11 protein-coding genes, 1 tRNA gene and 1 pseudogene are annotated in these 17,078 nt (G+C 52.4%); 2 read left to right on the plus strand and 11 right to left on the minus strand.

Annotation, left to right across the window (positions count from 1 at the left end):
• Positions 1-395 precede the first annotated feature (395 nt).
• On the minus strand, positions 396-668 hold the full coding sequence (locus HP572_RS04950; protein WP_240584934.1) for a helix-turn-helix transcriptional regulator: 273 nt from the start codon (positions 666-668) through the stop codon (positions 396-398).
• Between the two features lie 161 nt (positions 669-829).
• Between HP572_RS04950 and HP572_RS04955 the strand changes: the two genes are divergently transcribed.
• Entirely contained in the window at positions 830-1,129 is a 300-nt protein-coding gene (locus HP572_RS04955; RefSeq protein ID WP_117624984.1) for a helix-turn-helix domain-containing protein, read from the plus strand.
• Positions 1,130-1,315: 186 nt separating this feature from the next.
• Complete coding sequence (locus tag HP572_RS04960) at positions 1,316-1,630, plus strand: helix-turn-helix domain-containing protein (protein WP_025918867.1); 315 nt, start codon at positions 1,316-1,318, stop codon at positions 1,628-1,630.
• Between the two features lie 134 nt (positions 1,631-1,764).
• Here HP572_RS04960 and HP572_RS04965 read toward each other — a convergent pair whose 3' ends face one another.
• From HP572_RS04965 to HP572_RS05010, 10 genes and pseudogenes are all read right to left on the minus strand, one after another.
• The gene (locus HP572_RS04965; RefSeq protein ID WP_240584935.1) at positions 1,765-3,036 is read right to left on the minus strand and encodes an integrase arm-type DNA-binding domain-containing protein; all 1,272 of its coding nucleotides are present in this window, start codon (positions 3,034-3,036) and stop codon (positions 1,765-1,767) included.
• A 161-nt stretch (positions 3,037-3,197) separates the two neighbouring features.
• Positions 3,198-3,273 (minus strand) — tRNA-Asn (locus tag HP572_RS04970).
• A 142-nt stretch (positions 3,274-3,415) separates the two neighbouring features.
• A complete protein-coding gene (locus HP572_RS04975) occupies positions 3,416-4,678 on the minus strand; it encodes an MFS transporter (protein WP_205551275.1) in 1,263 nt (420 codons plus the stop codon).
• Positions 4,679-4,937: 259 nt separating this feature from the next.
• Positions 4,938-8,069, minus strand: a complete 3,132-nt coding sequence (locus tag HP572_RS04980; protein ID WP_240584936.1) for a beta-galactosidase — start codon at positions 8,067-8,069, stop codon at positions 4,938-4,940.
• A 328-nt stretch (positions 8,070-8,397) separates the two neighbouring features.
• On the minus strand, positions 8,398-9,474 hold the full coding sequence (locus HP572_RS04985; protein WP_240584937.1) for a LacI family DNA-binding transcriptional regulator: 1,077 nt from the start codon (positions 9,472-9,474) through the stop codon (positions 8,398-8,400).
• Between the two features lie 200 nt (positions 9,475-9,674).
• Positions 9,675-10,733 (minus strand): ferric ABC transporter ATP-binding protein, encoded by a 1,059-nt coding sequence (gene fbpC, locus HP572_RS04990; RefSeq protein ID WP_174435808.1) that lies wholly within the window; start codon positions 10,731-10,733, stop codon positions 9,675-9,677.
• Between the two features lie 5 nt (positions 10,734-10,738).
• Positions 10,739-12,818, minus strand: a pseudogene (locus HP572_RS04995) (ABC transporter permease).
• 193 nt (positions 12,819-13,011) lie between these two features.
• Positions 13,012-14,046, minus strand: a complete 1,035-nt coding sequence (locus HP572_RS05000) for an ABC transporter substrate-binding protein (RefSeq protein WP_205551269.1) — start codon at positions 14,044-14,046, stop codon at positions 13,012-13,014.
• A 36-nt stretch (positions 14,047-14,082) separates the two neighbouring features.
• Positions 14,083-15,408, minus strand: a complete 1,326-nt coding sequence (uhpC, locus tag HP572_RS05005) for an MFS transporter family glucose-6-phosphate receptor UhpC (protein ID WP_014914787.1) — start codon at positions 15,406-15,408, stop codon at positions 14,083-14,085.
• Between the two features lie 89 nt (positions 15,409-15,497).
• The gene (locus HP572_RS05010; RefSeq protein WP_205551267.1) at positions 15,498-17,075 is read right to left on the minus strand and encodes an MASE1 domain-containing protein; all 1,578 of its coding nucleotides are present in this window, start codon (positions 17,073-17,075) and stop codon (positions 15,498-15,500) included.
• Between the last annotated feature and the right edge of the window lie 3 nt (positions 17,076-17,078).

Here is a 17,078-nt window from a genome sequence, read left to right on the forward strand (position 1 = left end):
AAATGATATATTGCATAGGTGGCTAACGTTTCCTTATGCAGCCATGACGTATAGATAGGATTCTGAAAATGAGGAATAGGATTAGTGAGGGGTTGTTGGGATAACGATGATGTTATTGATCGCTTTTCGCTGGCCGTCACAAAAAATGTTTAAATTAGGAAGCCATCACCAAACGAGCTATCTCGCTCATGTCGATTGTTACTCCACGCGTTGCCGATTTTATTCAGATCAACACAGTCAAAGCTCTGTATCAAAAAAGAAGGGACATCCCCTGAATCAGGCATATCAATTGGTTCGAGGTAATTAATGAACCAATTGATGATGCGGAATGGTTGAATTGAGTGGAGACCAGAATGTTATTCCCTGATGGTTGGCGATTAAGCCCAGCAAGTGATCTAATTGTTTTTATGACGAATTTCTCGCGGAATGCGCTGCCCTTGTGAATCGAAATAACGATTCGGCCAGATTTCACTCGCTGAAATGCCCAGTGCGTCGGCGATCAGTCGTTCACCTTTCGGCCAGGGGCGGTTTAGTGCATTTGCAAGCGTTGATGAACTAAGACCCGCCTCACGTGATACGGCTGCTAACGTCGTCTTTCGTTTGCGCAGGGCTGCAATGATATCGGCAGGATGCCAGTCCATTCGTTGTTCCTGTTGTTCAATGTTCATACTTCCTCCTCTTGGATTGAAACTTTACTTCTTCCAGTAAACTATATCTTTATTATGGATGAAAAAAAAACCAAAAATAAAGATAAAATTTATTTAGGAAAGAAATGCTTTAAGAAAGGCTTGCTGAGAGAAGTGATAATCAGTCTATGTTGATCAGTACCATGGATAACACCGTGATTGGTAAGCGATTAAGACTAGCTCGAGTGAACAAGGGATTAAAGCAGGCAGAGCTCGGTTGCCTAGCTGGTCTGGATGAGGAAACGGCAAGCTCTCGTGTGAGCCAATATGAAAGAGAAGTCAGTGCGCCAGATTTTGGGCTGGTTTCTCGGTTCGCTACAGTGCTGGATGTTCCTGAAGCGTATTTCTATGCTGTTGATGACGATCTCGCCACCTTGATCTTACAGTATCATCGTTTCAAGAAAGCCAACCCTAACACCACGCTGCTCATCACACCTCAGTAAGGTTTGATGCCCTAATGCGTCATGGTGTTCAATCTCTGTGCGTTTTCCCTCCTAAATTTAATGATTCCTACTCTCAATAAATTAAACCTTCATTTTTGAGTTTTAAATAACCAAAAATAAATTTTAAATTTACTGGATAAAGAACCGCTTTAAGAGGGACATGGCGGGAACGGCGATAATCGGCTTATGTTAATCTGCGAAGCAGGTAATGCCGTGATTGGTAAACGATTAAGATTGGCCCGAGTGAATGCAGGATTAAAACAGGTCGAGCTCGGTTGTCTCGCTGGGCTGGATGAAGAGACGTCGAGTTCCCGCGTAAGCCAATATGAAAGGGAAGTCAGTTCACCGGATTTTGGTCTGGTTTGTCGGTTTGCGGCGGTGCTGGATGTGCCGGAAGCGTATTTCTATGCTGTCGATGAGGATCTCGCAACGCTAATCTTGCAGTACCATCGTTACAAGAAAAGTAACCCTAATTCTACGTTGTTGATTACCCCGCAATAGACCTTCATTCATGTATCTGGCCTAAGTAATTTCCTGACATTTCTGGATTTTTTATGAAATGCTGAGGGGGAAGATTTCTCATAGTCTGAAAAGCAGATCCTGTTATCAGGATCTGCTCTTGGGTGCGTTATCGATCAGGCTGCTCCTGCCGTCTTATGTTGTTGAGCATAAATGTATGGCGCAACATATTTTTCCCGGTTAGTGTCCAGATAATCCGACCACCATTGCATCATCGCTTTACGGGCATCAAGATATTCTGCTTTATGGATGTAAGCAGCTCGAACACTGTTGCGCTCCTGATGGCTCATCTGCCGTTCAACCGCATCCTGCGCCCACAGACCAGATTCCATCAGCGCACTACAGGCCATTGCCCGAAATCCGTGACCGCAAATTTCTTCTTTCGTGTCATAGCCCATCAGCCGTAGTGCCTTGTTGACCGTGTTTTCGCACATCGGCTTATACGGATTATGATCACCGGGAAATAGCAGCTCCTGATTCCCGGATATTTCACGTATCTGTTTCAGAATAGTGATGGACTGACGGGAGAGGGGAACGATATGCGGCGTGCGCATTTTCGCCCCACGCCCAGAGTAGCGGACACCGGGGATGGCTTCGCGGGTGGCTGGAATGGTCCAGATTTTGTTTCTGAAATCGATCTCAGACCAACGGGCAAAGCGCAATTCGCTGGAACGGATGAAAAGGTGCAGAGTAAGTGATACTGCCAAACGGGTTAATTCTCGCCCTTGCTTGTAGTCCTCAATGCGGGCTAACAGTTCCGGTAGTTTCTCCAGCGGAAGGGCAGGGTAGTGGCGTTTAACGGGAGGGGCGATTATCCCGTCCAGATTTGCCGCCGGGTTGTGCTCTATCAACTCCTGATGCACGGCATGACGCATGATGTTGCACATATGCTGTCGGGTTCGTGCCGCCACTTCCAGCAGACCTTTTTTCTCAATCCCTTTCAGCACTTCGATGAAGTGGCGAGTTTTCAGTTCTGTGACCGGCAGGTGTCCAATTATCGGAAATATGTGATTGTTCATGCTGGCAAGCAAACGGGCGGCATGGTTCTCTGACCATGAGCGGTTGCTTTTATGCCACTCCAATGCCACATGCTTGAAGGTTTTTTCTGGTGAGGAAGTGGTTCTTTCAGCAGAGCGCTGTTGTGCTGGATTGATATTCTGCGCCAGCAATTTGCGGATACCGTCACGCTGCTGACGAGCGTCGGCCAGAGATACATCAGGGTAGGCACCTAAGCCGAGGCGGGATTCTTTTCTATTGATGCGATATTTGAGATACCAGAGACGTGAACCGCCTGGATTAACTAAAAGGTACAGACCGTGAGAATCGGAAACTTTGAAGGGTTTTGCTGATGGTTTTAAGTTGCGGATTTTTGAGTCGTTAAGAGACATTTGGGGGTCACTCCGTCATCGAACCAACTTGACCCCAAATCTGACCACCAAATTCTCCCGATGCGGAGGGTAAACTGAAAATGCATCGGGAAGACTTTTCACGCTAACCTATTGAATCTGAATCACATAAGGATTCGCAAAGCGGCATGAAAACAAGAATTTGGCTCCTCTGACTGGACTCGAACCAGTGACATACGGATTAACAGTCCGCCGTTCTACCGACTGAACTACAGAGGAATCGTGTGAACGGGGCGCATAATAACGGCGTGTGCCGCGCATGTCAAAGGCGTAAACCACAAAATTGCACTGTTCGGTGAGAGAATGTGCAATCTGCCGATATTTTTGGCAAATACCGGCATTTTATCGTGTCCTGTCATCGCTAGAGGGTATTCAGCGGTGCTTTTTGTTTATCAGAAAACGCATACAGCGGCCCTTTTCCTGACAGCGTAAATAGGGATATCGCGGTAAAGGAGAGGGCGATGCCGCCTAAAATCAGGTAAGTGCCATGAAAGCCGATGCTGTCATACATATTGCCAGCAAAGATCGACATGAAAATGATCGATACTTGTTTAAAGAAGCAGAAGCACACCAGATAAATTGTCGCAGAAAAGCGGACTTCAAAGACCGTAGTAATGTATTTGAAGCAGCCGACAATCAGGAACGGCACTTCAAACATGTGCAGCGTTTTCAGCACAATCACTTCCAGTACGGAACTGGCAAAGGCCGAACCAATAATGCGCACGGACATAATCGTCCCGGCGATGAGCAGGGCGTTTTTACCACCGATACGGTTCACAATCAGCGGTGCAAAAAACATGATAGTGGCATTAAGCAATTCACCCAGTGTGGTGACGTAACCAAATACTCGTGTCCCTTCCTGTCGGGTCTCGAAAAACGAGGTGAAGAAGTTGGCAAATTGCTGATCGAATACATCATAGGTGCAAGAAACGCCGACGACATAGAGAGTCAGGAACCAGATTTTGCGTTCTTTTAGCAGTTCGGCCGCCATTTTCAGGCTAAAGGGTTTTTGGTTGGAACCTACCTGATCGGCAACGAGAGCGCTCGAGGAGGCTTCTGGCTTTGCCAGTAGCAACAGAATGGCGAGGATGACGGCACAACCGGAGCCAAGCCAGAAAACAAACTGGTTATTGATGGTAAACATAATACCGACGATAGACGCACAGAGCGCCCAGCCGAGGCAGCCGAACAGACGCGCACGGCCAAATTCAAACTGGCTACGGCGGCTGACTTTCTCGATATAGGCCTCAATAGCCGGTGCACCGCCGTTGTTGATGAACCCCAGGTAAATCCCGCCGACGATAGAGCCTAAAACGATGTTGTATTTTAGTAATGGGCCGAAAACATAAATAAAGAACGGAGCAAAAAACACCAGCATTATGGTAATAATCCATAGCAGATGTTTTCTCAATCCCAACTTATCGGAGAGCAAACCAAATATCGGTTGAAATAACAGGGCGAAAAAGGAAATGCAAGCGAAGATAATTCCCGTATCGCTTTTGCTTATTTGGTTAATATCATGAAGCCAAATAGGGAAGAAGGGAAAGTAAGCCCCCATGATGAAGAAATAGAAAAAGAAAAACAGGCCGAATATCCAGAAATTCTTATTATGTAGGTAGTACATGTTGCGTTCTCCGATATGCATAATATCCGCAACGTTTATTTTGATGGCGGATATATACTTGCCTGATACCATCAGGATGGAAAGAGGCGGTATACCCGTCATACTTCAAGCCGCAGGGTGTTGGCTACGCTCAGTTACCCGAATCACTTACTTGAGTAAGTTCATCGTGATGTCTTCTCTTGCCGCCTGCCTGCAACTCGAATTATTTAGGGTAGATACCCGCTCTCTTTCGTTGTTTTTTTAATACTATTTTTTCATATCAATACGGCTGGTGATGTTGCATGGCGACGCGATAGTGATAATGCGTGGCCGTGAGTAAATCATCGCGATGAACGCTAGGGCTCCAAGAGTCATCGCCGCCAATTCCCATGTGGAAGCCATCCAGATTGAGCCAAACGCCTTTTTCCTTTTCTAATAAATGATGGTGGGTACACGTCATCAATTGCGTTAGCCCGTAGCGGCTTAACCCAAAGTGGAAGTTGCCGGCGATCGTCCATTTGTCATACGTCAGCGTGCGCGTATTGCAGCGCAGCCCGTTTTCCGTCGGGAAAATGTAAGGCGTGTGAAGATCATCCAGCGGCAGATTCCAGTGCCCATGCTGTGCTGCGAGCTGTCGGTCTGGGTAATTTTCATGAGGCCCAAGTCCGACCCAACTGACCTGAGGCGCGACGTCGGCTAACTGGCAACTCAAGCCTACTCTGGCCAGTGACGGCAGCACCGTGGCGACATCAATATCGACATCCACGGTCATCACGCCATGTGCATCAATCTGCCAGCGCTTTTTACTCCGCAGCAGGATCTGTCCGGCATGGCGGAATACGTGTTCGGTGACAATGTGCACGGCATCGGCGAGTTGGTCAGCCTGAATCGCAACACACTGCGTCTGCAGTTGATAAAGTCCGGCCGATTTCCAACGTTCGGCCCAGGCGCGTGGGTCGATGCGATCGACCTCGCTGATACCGATGTCGTTATCCAGCGCTGCCCGAACAAACTGATCCTGCAAGGGAGTTAATAGCGTTGGCGCATCCGCCGTCCACCACTGTTCCAGCCAGCCGCTCTGGCGGTTAAAGCGCCAATGCTGTTCGCCCTGAACGATGTCAAAGTACGCATCGGACGATCGCAGAACGGGGGGGGGCCTCTGTCCAGAACACGGTGCCTCGGGAAGATGAAGCGGTGCAGGAAGTTGCCACTGATCCCAGGCACAGCGGTGATTGGCTTCTGACCAGGCGGTGGCTTTCGGCTGTACAACTTCAACATTGAGCCAAAGCTCTCCTGCACGATCGACTGTGGGAAAGGCTTCCAGCAGCGTCAGTGTCTGGGTCGTCTGCGGCGCGAGCGCCAGCGGCAGCGAACCTTCTGCGAGCGTCTTATCATTCAGCGTAATGCACCAGTTCAACTGCTCGTTGTCCGTATGGCGAAACAGGTATTCGCTGGTGACATGCAGCTCACACGGCGATTCAGCCTGCCAGGCGAATTGAATGTGTTGCTGTGCCCGCTGGGCTTCATACAGGCTGGGATGCGGGGTGCGATCGGGAAAAAGTAGGCCATTCAGACAGAACTGGCGATCGTTAGGTTTGTCGCCAAAATCTCCGCCGTACGCCCAATAGGTATTGCCTTGTTCGTCACGCCGGGTCAGCGCTTGATCGACCCAGTCCCAGACGAATCCGCCCTGTAACCGAGGATATTGGCGGAATGCCTGCCAGTAGCGCGCGAATCCTCCCAGACTGTTGCCCATCGCGTGTGCATACTCGCAGAGAATGAGAGGCCGATGCTCGTCTGGCATGCTGACCCATTTGGTGATCGACCATTTAGGTACGCTGGGGAAGGGCTGATCTTCATCAACGCGGGCGTACATTGGGCACACAATATCGGTTGCCCGGCTATTCGCGCCGCCGCCTTCGTAATGTACAGGGCGAGTCGGATCGTGGCGTTTGATCCACTGGTAGAGCGCATCATGGTTTGCACCGTAGCCGGATTCGTTCCCCAATGACCAGATAATGATGCAGGGATGATTGCGGTCGCGCTGCACCATCCTTGACACGCGTTCGCTGTAGGCTGGCAGCCAGACGGGATCGTCCGACAGACGATTCATCGGCTGCATGCCGTGCGTTTCAATGTTTGCTTCATCCACAACATACAGGCCGTAGCGATCGCACAGCCGATACCACAGCGGATGGTTGGGATAATGTGAGCAGCGTACGGCGTTAAAGTTATGCTGCTTCATCATCATAATATCGCGCCGCATGGTGTCTTCATCCATGACCTGACCGTGCTGCGGATGGTGTTCGTGACGGTTAACCCCGCGGATCAGCAGCGGTTGACCGTTCAGCAGCAGCAGGCCGCTACGGATTTCAACTTTTCTGAAACCGACATCATAGGCTTCCGCTTCGACTAGCTCGCCTTCCGCCGTTTCCAGTGCGATAACAGCGCGATACAGGTGCGGCAGCTCGGCGCTCCATAGGTCGGGCTGTGGCACGTCAATGCGGAGAAAAGATTTATCGTGATAGGCACCGCGTTCATCGACAATATTGTTGCCGAACGCCTGCCGTGTACCACCGATGAGCTTACTACCACGCCAAAGCTGTGCGTGGACGCGATGGTTTTTGGCCTCCGCTTCAGAGAGCGTTGCCTTCACCTGAATATCCAGCGTGCCGTGGCGGAAATCGGTGCTGAGCGGCGTAGTGAGCTGGATATCGCTAAGGTGAACCGTCGGTTTGTGCAGAAGTGTAACGTCGCGGAAAATACCGCTCATACGCCACATGTCCTGATCTTCCAGATAGCTGCCGTCAGACCAGCGTAGCACCATCACCGCCAGCCGATTCTCGCCGGTCGTCAGATAGCGACCGATATCAAACTCCGCAGGCAGGCGACTATCCTGCGAATATCCCATCCAGTGGCCGTTACACCAGAGATAAAACGCGGAGTTAACGCCATCAAAAATAATCCGGGTTTGTCCGCTATTGATCCAGTCTTGATTGACCTTGAAAGTGAGCGAGTAACAACCGGTAGGATTGTCTTCTGGCACATAGGGTGGGTTGACGGGGATAGGGTATTTTACGTTGGTGTAAATTGGCGCGTCATAGCCCCGTAACTGCCAGTTCGAAGGAACCAGAATGGTATCTGAATCAGGCAGATCCTGCTGTAACCAGCTTTCTGGTACGGCTTCCGGGCGGGTGAAATAGCTAAACGTCCATTCACCATTCAGGCGACGCAGCCGCTGAGAAGGCTCATCTTGCTGTGCGGCAGCCACGCTGCGCCAGCTGTTGAACGGTGGGTGAGCTGGGAGCCGCTGATAGTGAGTACAGGCTGGGTTTTCCCAATCACGGCGGGCAAGGATCTCTTGCAGTGTGGCGCGATGGCGTGCTGGATACGGTAAAACGGTATCGCTCATGATGGCTTGGCTCCTGAACGTCTTGAGTCTATTTCTGTGGTTGGATATTTAAATTGTTATCCGCTCACAATTTTGTTGCTCATAACATATCGACTCGTCAGGGCGAGTAAAGTGGAACGTGACAATAAAGTGGAAGCGATCACAAAGATCGTTTGTAAAATGAGTGGCGATACATCGGATTTGGAAAGCGCTACGCAGTAAATTAACAAGAGGTGACAAATAACTTATTGTTTATCATCTTATTTTGTTAGGGTTGTGCATCGGTGGTGAAAACGGTGCTGCTGTGTAAAGGGTTACAAGTCGTGTAAGGGGTTACAAACATAAAGGGTTACAGCCTTTGTAGCTGACGTGTAATGTCCAACAGGTTTTTGGTGAGTTCTTGCAAGGAGGCATGGGTTGATGAATGTACGGCGGTACTATGGCGTACGATCAGTTCGGTGGGTAGCAGCAGTGATGTGCTCTGGGTAGGATCGCGCAGCGTGGCGAGCAAACGAGTGACGCCTTCTTTACCTAATAGCCTGAAATCCTGGCGAATGGTTGTCAGTGGCGGAGTGTAATAGGCGCTGTCCTGGGTATCGTCAAAACCGATCACTGACATCTGCTCCGGTACGCGCAGGCCATACTCGTGCAGCGCACGCAGGACGCCAAGCGCCATTTGATCGTTCGCGACAACAATGGCGGAGACGCGCAGGGATTGCCCCAGCAGGGCCAGCGTCTGGTGGTAACCGGATGCGGCGCTCCAGTCACCGTGTAGCACCGAAGCGGGGGTGAGCTGCTGTTTTTCCAGCTCGGCTAGCCAGCCTTCATAACGCAGACGGGCGGAGATCGACGTCATTGGTCCGGTCAACAGGGCGATGTGTTGATGCCCCAGCTGTACCAGATGCGTGATGGCTAAACGTGCGCCGTGATCGGGGTCGAACATGACGTTGAGTATGTCGGTATGCGGATCGGCATCCATAAACAGGACGGGCGTGTCGGCACAGGTCTGGCTAATGTGGGCGACGTCATCCGTGGATAGCGGAACATTCACGATAACGCCGCTGACACGCTGAGAAAGCAGGTCGTTAACGGCATTATTGCAGGTGTTGACATCCGGGCTGCTCAGCATGGACATCACGATGTTAATCCCTAGCTGACTGGCGGTGGTCTTAATCGCGGCGGCAATTTGTGAAGGCGCGTGTAGTGAAAGATCGGTGGTGACCAGCCCCAATGTGGTGATGGTTTTTCCTGCCAGCTGCTGTGCAACGCGGTTTGGCGTGTAGTTAAGATCCGCCATCGCCTGTTCCACTTTACTGCGAGTACGGGATGAAACATGAGGTGCTTGATTCAGCACGCGGGAAACCGTCTGATAGGAAACCCCAGCGTACTCGGCGACATCGTTTAAGGTTATGGGTTTCTGTTTCATAGCGGCTATTCCGTGCGTGATTCTATGCGTAAAAGAGCATCATCATAACAAATCGCACAGGGAATCCGTAACAGGCGTATGTATTCCGGCTCAATCAAAATAGACCGAAGAGAAACTAAGGTTCGTAGGCGTTTTTAGATGTTTGTAAAAAGTCAAACCGGGAGCAAGCGCTCCCGGTTTGAGGGATGGTTACTTGATGTTTACTGCTCGGACAACACAAACATGCCGTAAGGGTGGATTTGCAGATAGTAGCTGTCGCCCGGGTTCGGCTGAAGCTGGGTTGCGTTAACCTGCAACAGCATCGACTGTCCGTGCCAGTCCACCTGCACTTCGTACTGCGGCCCCATGTAGGCGACCTGCGTGATGGTGCAGCGCTGGCTTTCGTCACCCTGATGGCTGAGCGTAATGGCTTCCGGGCGAATACCGACGGTCGATTCGCTTAAGCCGGCGGCAAAGCCCTGCGGACGCGGAATGAGGTAGCCGTAGATATTCACGCTGTCTGCCGTGAAGGTGGCAGGGAAAATGTTGGCATCCCCCATAAAACTGGCCATGAAGCGGGAAGCCGGCTGGCGATAAAGCTCCTGCGGTGCACCCAACTGCATGATTTTGCCTTTGTTCATCACCAGAACCATGTCGGATACCGCGAAGGCTTCGCTCTGATCGTGCGTAACATACAGCGAGGTGATGTTGAACTGCTGCTGAAGCTCACGGATTTTCTCACGCATGCTGCGGCGCAGGTTGGCATCAAGGTTACTCAGCGGCTCATCGAACAGCAGGACTTTAGGTTTGAGGATCAGCGCACGCGCCAGCGCGACACGCTGCTGCTGTCCACCAGAAATCTGGTCGACGTAGCGATCTTCAAATCCTGCCAGGTCGACCAGCGCCAGCGCTTCTTTTACACGCTGATTGATTTCTGCCTTCGGACGACCGAGCATTTTCAGCCCGTAGCCGATGTTTTCTCCCAGTGACATATGTGGGAAGAGGGCGTAAGACTGGAATACCATGCAGATATCGCGCTGCTGAATGGAGCGCTCGGTGACGTCTTCGCCATCGATGAAAATCTGGCCTTCTGTCGGCTTTTCCAGACCGGCAACGGCCCGCAGTACCGTGGTTTTACCGCAGCCAGACGGCCCCAGCAGCGTGACCATTTTTCCCTGAGGGATCGCCAGATTCAAATCATCAATGACGGTGTTGTTGCCGAAGCGTTTAGTGATGTGCTTCAGTTCGACAAAGCTTTTTTCAGTATTCAAGGTAATCACTCCGCTTAGGCATTATTCTTGGCTTTGGTGCGAGAAATCCGCGCTTCACCGACCAGATAATCGAACAGGAAAATAATGGCCAGCATGACCACAATCAGGATGGAACCGTAGGCAATCGCCATACCGTATTCACCGTCTTCCACGCGGTTAAGAATGTAAGACGTGGCGACGCGAGTATCTGGTGTAACCAGGAAGATAATGGCGCTGACGGTAGTAATGGCGCGCACGAAGCTGTAAATCAGCGCAGACAAAATGGCCGGACGCAGCAGCGGGAGCAGAATATAGAACACCGTGCGCATTGAACCCGCACGCAGGCTGAGTGACGCCTCATCGAGCGATTTATCCAGCTGTCCCAGTCCGGCAATACCCGCACGGATACCAACCGGCACGTTACGCATCACCATCGACATGATGACGATCACCGCCGTTCCCGTTAAGTAAACCGGCGCGCTGTTAAAGGCCAGGATGTAAGACACACCGGCAACCGTGCCCGGTACAGCAAAGCACAGCATGGTGGTGAACTCGATAGCCTTCTTGCCGTAGAACTGCTGGCGCACCACGATGTAGGCGATAAGTAGCCCGAACAGTGCCGTAATCGGTGCTGCGATACCTGCGAACAACAGCGTATCCAGCAGGGAAGGCCAGGCGCCGTCGCTAAAGCCTTGCCCGAACAGCTTGCTGAAGTTTGCCAGCGTCAGGGTGTAATCCACGCCCCAGTTAACGGTAAAGCTGCCGTAGAAAATGCTGCCGTACAGCAGGACGTTAAAGGCAATCCAGACATAGAGCAGGATGCTGACGATCCACACCAGCGAAACGGGTAGCGGCTGTACATCACCCCGAGAGGATTTACCAGAAATCGTCACGTAGGAGCGTTTACCGATCCACAGATATTGCACGCAGAATACAGCCAGTGAGAACACCAGCAGGACAACGCCGAGCGTACTGGCTGACTGGTAATCCAGCTGTGCCCCGGTAATGTAGAAGTAAATCTGGGTGGCGAGTACGTCAAAGTTACCGCCCAGCACCAGTGGGTTACTGAAGTCGGCCAGCGACTGGACGATCACGATCAGGAACGAGTTGGCGAGCGCCGGTTTCAGCAAGGGCAGAAAAACCCGCTGAAAGGTTTGGTAGCGGTTAGCACGCAGGGTGTACGACGCTTCTTCCAGCGACGGATGAATGGTCTTCATCGCGCCTTCCAGAATCATAAATGACATTGGTGTGAAGGCGAGCACCTGCGCCAGCCAGATGCCGGTAAAACCGTACAGCCAGTTGGTGTTCGTCAGCCCGAACCAATCCACCATCAGCTCGGTTCATGTAACCGGAGCGGCCCATCATCAGCGTCACGCCTAACCCGACGACAAACGGCGGTGTAACGATAGGCAGAATGGAGAAAATACGGCCAATAATTGCGGAACGGCGGGCGATGCGCGAGGTGTAGATCGCCAGCACCATACCGAAGAAAGTACAGCCGATACCGACGGCAACCGACAGCAGGAATGAGTTCCAGATCACCCGTAAAATGTGCGTCTGACCCAAAATCTGCATAAATGCCAGCGGCGCGAATTCACCGCTGTCGTTGGTGAACATCGGGATGAAGATAGCGATGCTGGGGTAAAGAATGAACACGCCAATCAGCGCGATGATGCTGATGAGCGAGCCGATGACGAAGCGATCGCCACCCAGCCAGTCCAGCCGCGACAGCGCCAGCGTAATAATTGCACTCAGCGCGACAAACAGCGCGATGGTGCCGTAGCCCATTCCGCGACCTTCAACCGTGGCACTGATGACCACGAAAAGGGCACAGAACAGCGCGTAAGCCGCATCAAAACGGTGGCGACCACGCTGTTCCCGACCGGGCGTAAGCAGCGGACGTGCCAGCAACCCTACAGGGAGCAGGAACCACAGCAGGCTGATATTCAGGCTCGACCAGCTGTAGGCCGCCAGCAGTTCATCGCGTGAGGCATCCAGCAGGCCGTAATCCAGGCTCCACGCTGGCAGCAGCAAAAATGTTGCTGCAATCAGCGCCAGCCACAGGAAAACGGGATCCCGCTTAGGCGTCGGTGAAAGAGTTAGTGTGTGTGACATAGGGTTCCCTGGTGCTTTATAGCGTTGTTTTATAAGATTGAATCGTCACAGGTATTAGGTGGTGAATAATATTGAGTAATGGTTAATCAGCGATGCTGAGAACACGGCGTTAAGCGAAACGCGAGCTTACCGCTGTGTTCCCGTTGTTTTTGCAATCAATAAAGGTCAATGCATCAAGAGCAATGAATCGAGATTATTGGCCCATTTTGACTTCGTTAACCCACTTGGAAATCAGCTCTTTACGCACGTCTGCCGCGCCGTATTTGTCCATGTCGTAGTTGATCAGTTTCAGATCCTGCAACTTCAGCGACAGCGGAGAGGCTTCGGCGGTGGTGTTGGTCAGAATCTGGTAGGACTGGCCTTTCTTCCAGGAGAGTTCCTGTGCTTCTTTTGACAGCGCCCAGTCAACGAACAGCTTGGCGTTATCCATATTGCGCGCGCCTTTCAGGATGCTGACGCCGCCAATTTCATAGCCGGTACCTTCACAAGGGGAGATCAGCGTCAGTGGTGCGCCTTTCTCTTTTTCCAGCGAGTAGTCATGCAGGAAGCCGATACCGATAGCGGTTTCGCCACGTGCGGCGTTACGTGCCGGGGCAATACCGGATTTGGTGTACTGCGACACGTTGGTATTCAGTTTTTTCAGGTAATCAAAGGCCTGATCCTGACCCCACAACTGGGAGAAGGTCGCCAGTGCGGTATAGGCCGTACCGGAACTTTGTGGATCGGCAATCTGGATTTCGCCTTTGTAGACCGGGTTGGTCAGATCTTTCCAGCACTGTGGAACGGGCAGGTTTTTCTCTTTCAGGCGGTCGGTGTTGACGCCGAAGCCGAGGATACCGACGTAAACGGCAGACGAGTAGTTGCCTTTACGTTTGGCGGGATCGCGGAACTGCGGCATGATCTGCTCAAGGTTTTTAGACTGATAAGGTTCCAGCAGATCCATTTCGCCCGCTTGAGACTGCGGATCCAGCGTGCCGCCGTACCAGACGTCAGCCTGTGGGTTTTTCTTCTCGGCATCGACTTTCGCCAGCGTGCTGCCTGAGCCGTTGCGGATAAAGGAAGTTTTAACGTTGTATTTTTCACCGAAGGCCTTGGCTTCTTCCTCGCAGAAGGAGTTAGTGGCGCTACAGTAAATGACCAGGCGACCTTCGGCACGCGCGGTGGTGGTGGTAACAGCAGCAACGGTCAGTCCAGCGGCGATGAGGGTAGTTAAGGTACTCAGTTTCATGATGTTTTCCTTATAGGTGTCTATCTGTTGTTATTGCTATTTTGATGTCATCAAACGTTCCCGGCGGCTGACGCCTGCCATCAGCAGCGGCATCAGTAACAATCCGATGCAGGCTGAAGCCAACGCCAGCAGAGTAAAAAATCCCGACCATCCGTAGTGTTGCAGCACCTGTGCTAGCGGCCAGCCCGCCAGCGCTGCCCCCAGATAGGCAAACAACGCAAGAAAACCTGTCACCGTGCCTGCGGCATCCTTATGGCTGTATTCCGTCGCAGCCAGACCAATCAACATCTGTGGTCCAAAAACAAAAAAACCGATACTGAAGAAACAGGCCGCGAGTAGTGAATAGTGGTGAATCGGTGCCAGCCACAGCGCGGTCATGGTTAAAAACAGCCCTAATGCAAACAGCAAAATCATCGGTGCGCGTTGACCACGAAACAGCAGGTCCGAACCCCAACCGGCAAACAGCGCCCCCATCAATCCGCCCAGTTCAAACAGCGACAGCGTGGCGTTCGCGCTGAGTAGGTTGAACCCGTGGCTCTCCGACAGCCAGATGTTCCCCCAGTCATTCAGTGCGATACGAATCAGGTACACCAGAATGTAGGAAAACCCGAGTAGCCAGATGGTACGGTTACGCAAAATCGCATCGCGCAGAATCTGGCGCATTGGCATCGGCGGGCTCTGCTGCTCCTGACGAAGCTCCAGCGCATCGCGCCGCCACTCGCCGACGCTGGGCAATCCCTGCTGCTGCGGTTTGTCGCACAGCTGCCAGCACAGCCACAGGCCAATCACAATGCCGATGATGCCCGGCACCAGCAGCGCCGCCTGCCATCCCCATTCGGAGGCCAGATAGCCCGCCAGCAGAGGAACCGCCGCACCGCCGATGTTGATCGACGTATTCCAGCATCCCCACCAGAGGCCACGCTCATTGCGCGAATACCAGCTGCTCAGCAATCTGGCGCAAGGGGGCCATCCCCAGCCCTGAAAGAACCCATTCAGCGCCCAGACAATCAATAACCCCGTGAGCGACTGGCAGTACATAAACAGAATGTTCAGCACGCCGGTAATCATCAGCCCGACGCCCATAAACCAGCGCACCTGGCTGCGATCGCACACGATGCCGGAAATAAATTTGGACGCGCCATAACAGAGATAAAACAGCGTCCCCAGCAGACCGATATCGCCTTTGCTTAACCCTAATTCCAACTGCATCACCGGCATGACGAAGTTGATGCTTTTACGCGTCAGGTAAAACGTGGCGTACCCGATGACCATGGAAATCAGCAACCGTGGTCGCCAGTAGCGATAACGCTGACTGATTTGTGTGGGTGAAAGCTGTCCCGCTGGAAACATGGGTGCCTGCATGGGGTTCTCCGTCGCGTTGAGAGAAGAGTAGGGGGATGTGAATTAAAAAGGATGAGACAAGGTTTTAGGCGGCTAGGAATAATTCCTAGCTAATCGTCTTTTTGTTTAAATTTTGTGGGCAAGTTAACAATTATGTGCGTACCACGCGGCGTGGCAGAGTCGCCACTGGTGGCGGCTTTTACCAGCCAGTTACCGCCCAACGCCTGTACGCGTTCCTCGATGCCCCGCAGGCCGAAGCCACCGCCTGTCGGATTCGCTCTGTCTTTTTGTGCAATTCCCACGCCGTTATCAACGACGTCGAGCGTAATCAGGTCATCCTGCTGGGAAAGGCGAACCGTAATCTGCGTGGCGCTGGCGTGTTTATTGATGTTGTTGAGCAACTCCTGCACCAGCCGATAAAGGGTGAAAACCACCACGTCATCATGCGGAGGCGTAGGGAGCTGATAATCCAGCTGAAACTGGATACCGCGAGCCGAGAAGGCAAATTCATCCGCCAGATGATGCAGCGCTTTATCCAACACCATTTCATCCAACACCGGTGGGCGCAACTGGCGCAGAAGCTGGCGGGTGGTGTGGTGGATGCGCCGCGACAGCTCGCTGATTTGTCCGGCGGCATGCTGAGCCGCATCGGCTGGCGCGCTGTGTTTCACCAGCATGGCCTGAATCTGAATGGCGGTGATGTTTTGGCCGATGTCATCGTGCAGTTCGCGCGCGATATCTTTGCGCACGGCCTCTTCGGTATGGATGATGCGCTCCATAAGCCGCCGCCGGGTTTTCAGCTCCTGCTCCAACTGATGACGATAGCGCTGGAGCCGCTGTGCCAGCTGTTGCTGACGGCTTATCGCGATCCCCAGCCCAATGCCGAGCAGCGCCTGCGTAGAGAGAAAGAGTTCCAGCTCGCGCAGATCGTCGAAAGCACCGCTCACCTGACGCGTGACCGCAATCATCAGGCTGCCGAGTACGGCGGAGAGCACGCCGCCTTGCCAGCCGAATTTATACGCCATGACCACGTTAGGCAGAAAAACGAAAATCAGCAGCAGGCGTTCCATCTCAGGTGTGAACGTCATTTGCAGACAAACGCCGATAGAAAAAAACAGCGAGCACCAAATCAGCAGCGAGGTACGCAGCGGCGGATCGGGGATCTCCTGTGCCAGCAGCGTCTGCAAATGCTGTTGTTTGATGTATTCGTACAGCAGATAGATGAACGGGATCAGCAGGACGCCGCCGGTAAACGTCGCCAGCAGCGTTTGTGTCAGCTGCGAGTGTAACCAGGGGCCGATAGCGATGCCGTGCAGAACGGTATTGAGCGTCAGTGCCGCCAGCAATAGCAGGAGTCGCTGCCAATAAAGCGTATAGCGATGCCAGATTTTATGCGTGATGATGGCCGGAATCAGACTGAGGAATGGGGAAAGTAGCAGCAGAGAACGCGTGATAAGCTGCTCGCTGATAAGCCAGCTCTGGATGGCGATTTCTGCAAGCAGCAAGGTCGGCCAGTACTTTCTAGGCAGCAAAATCATCAACGCCAGCCGCAGCCCTTGTGGTAACAGCAGCGCCGCCTGCTGGCCGTTGTTGCTTAAATAGAAACTGATGGTCCACAGCGCCAGCCAAATCAGGCTATAGAAAAAGGCCAGAAACAGCGTCATGCCGATGACGTGCAGGCGGCGCATGAT

Source organism: Pectobacterium sp. PL64 (genome assembly GCF_022477975.1).
GTDB classification, from domain to species: Bacteria; Pseudomonadota; Gammaproteobacteria; order Enterobacterales; family Enterobacteriaceae; genus Pectobacterium; species Pectobacterium jejuense.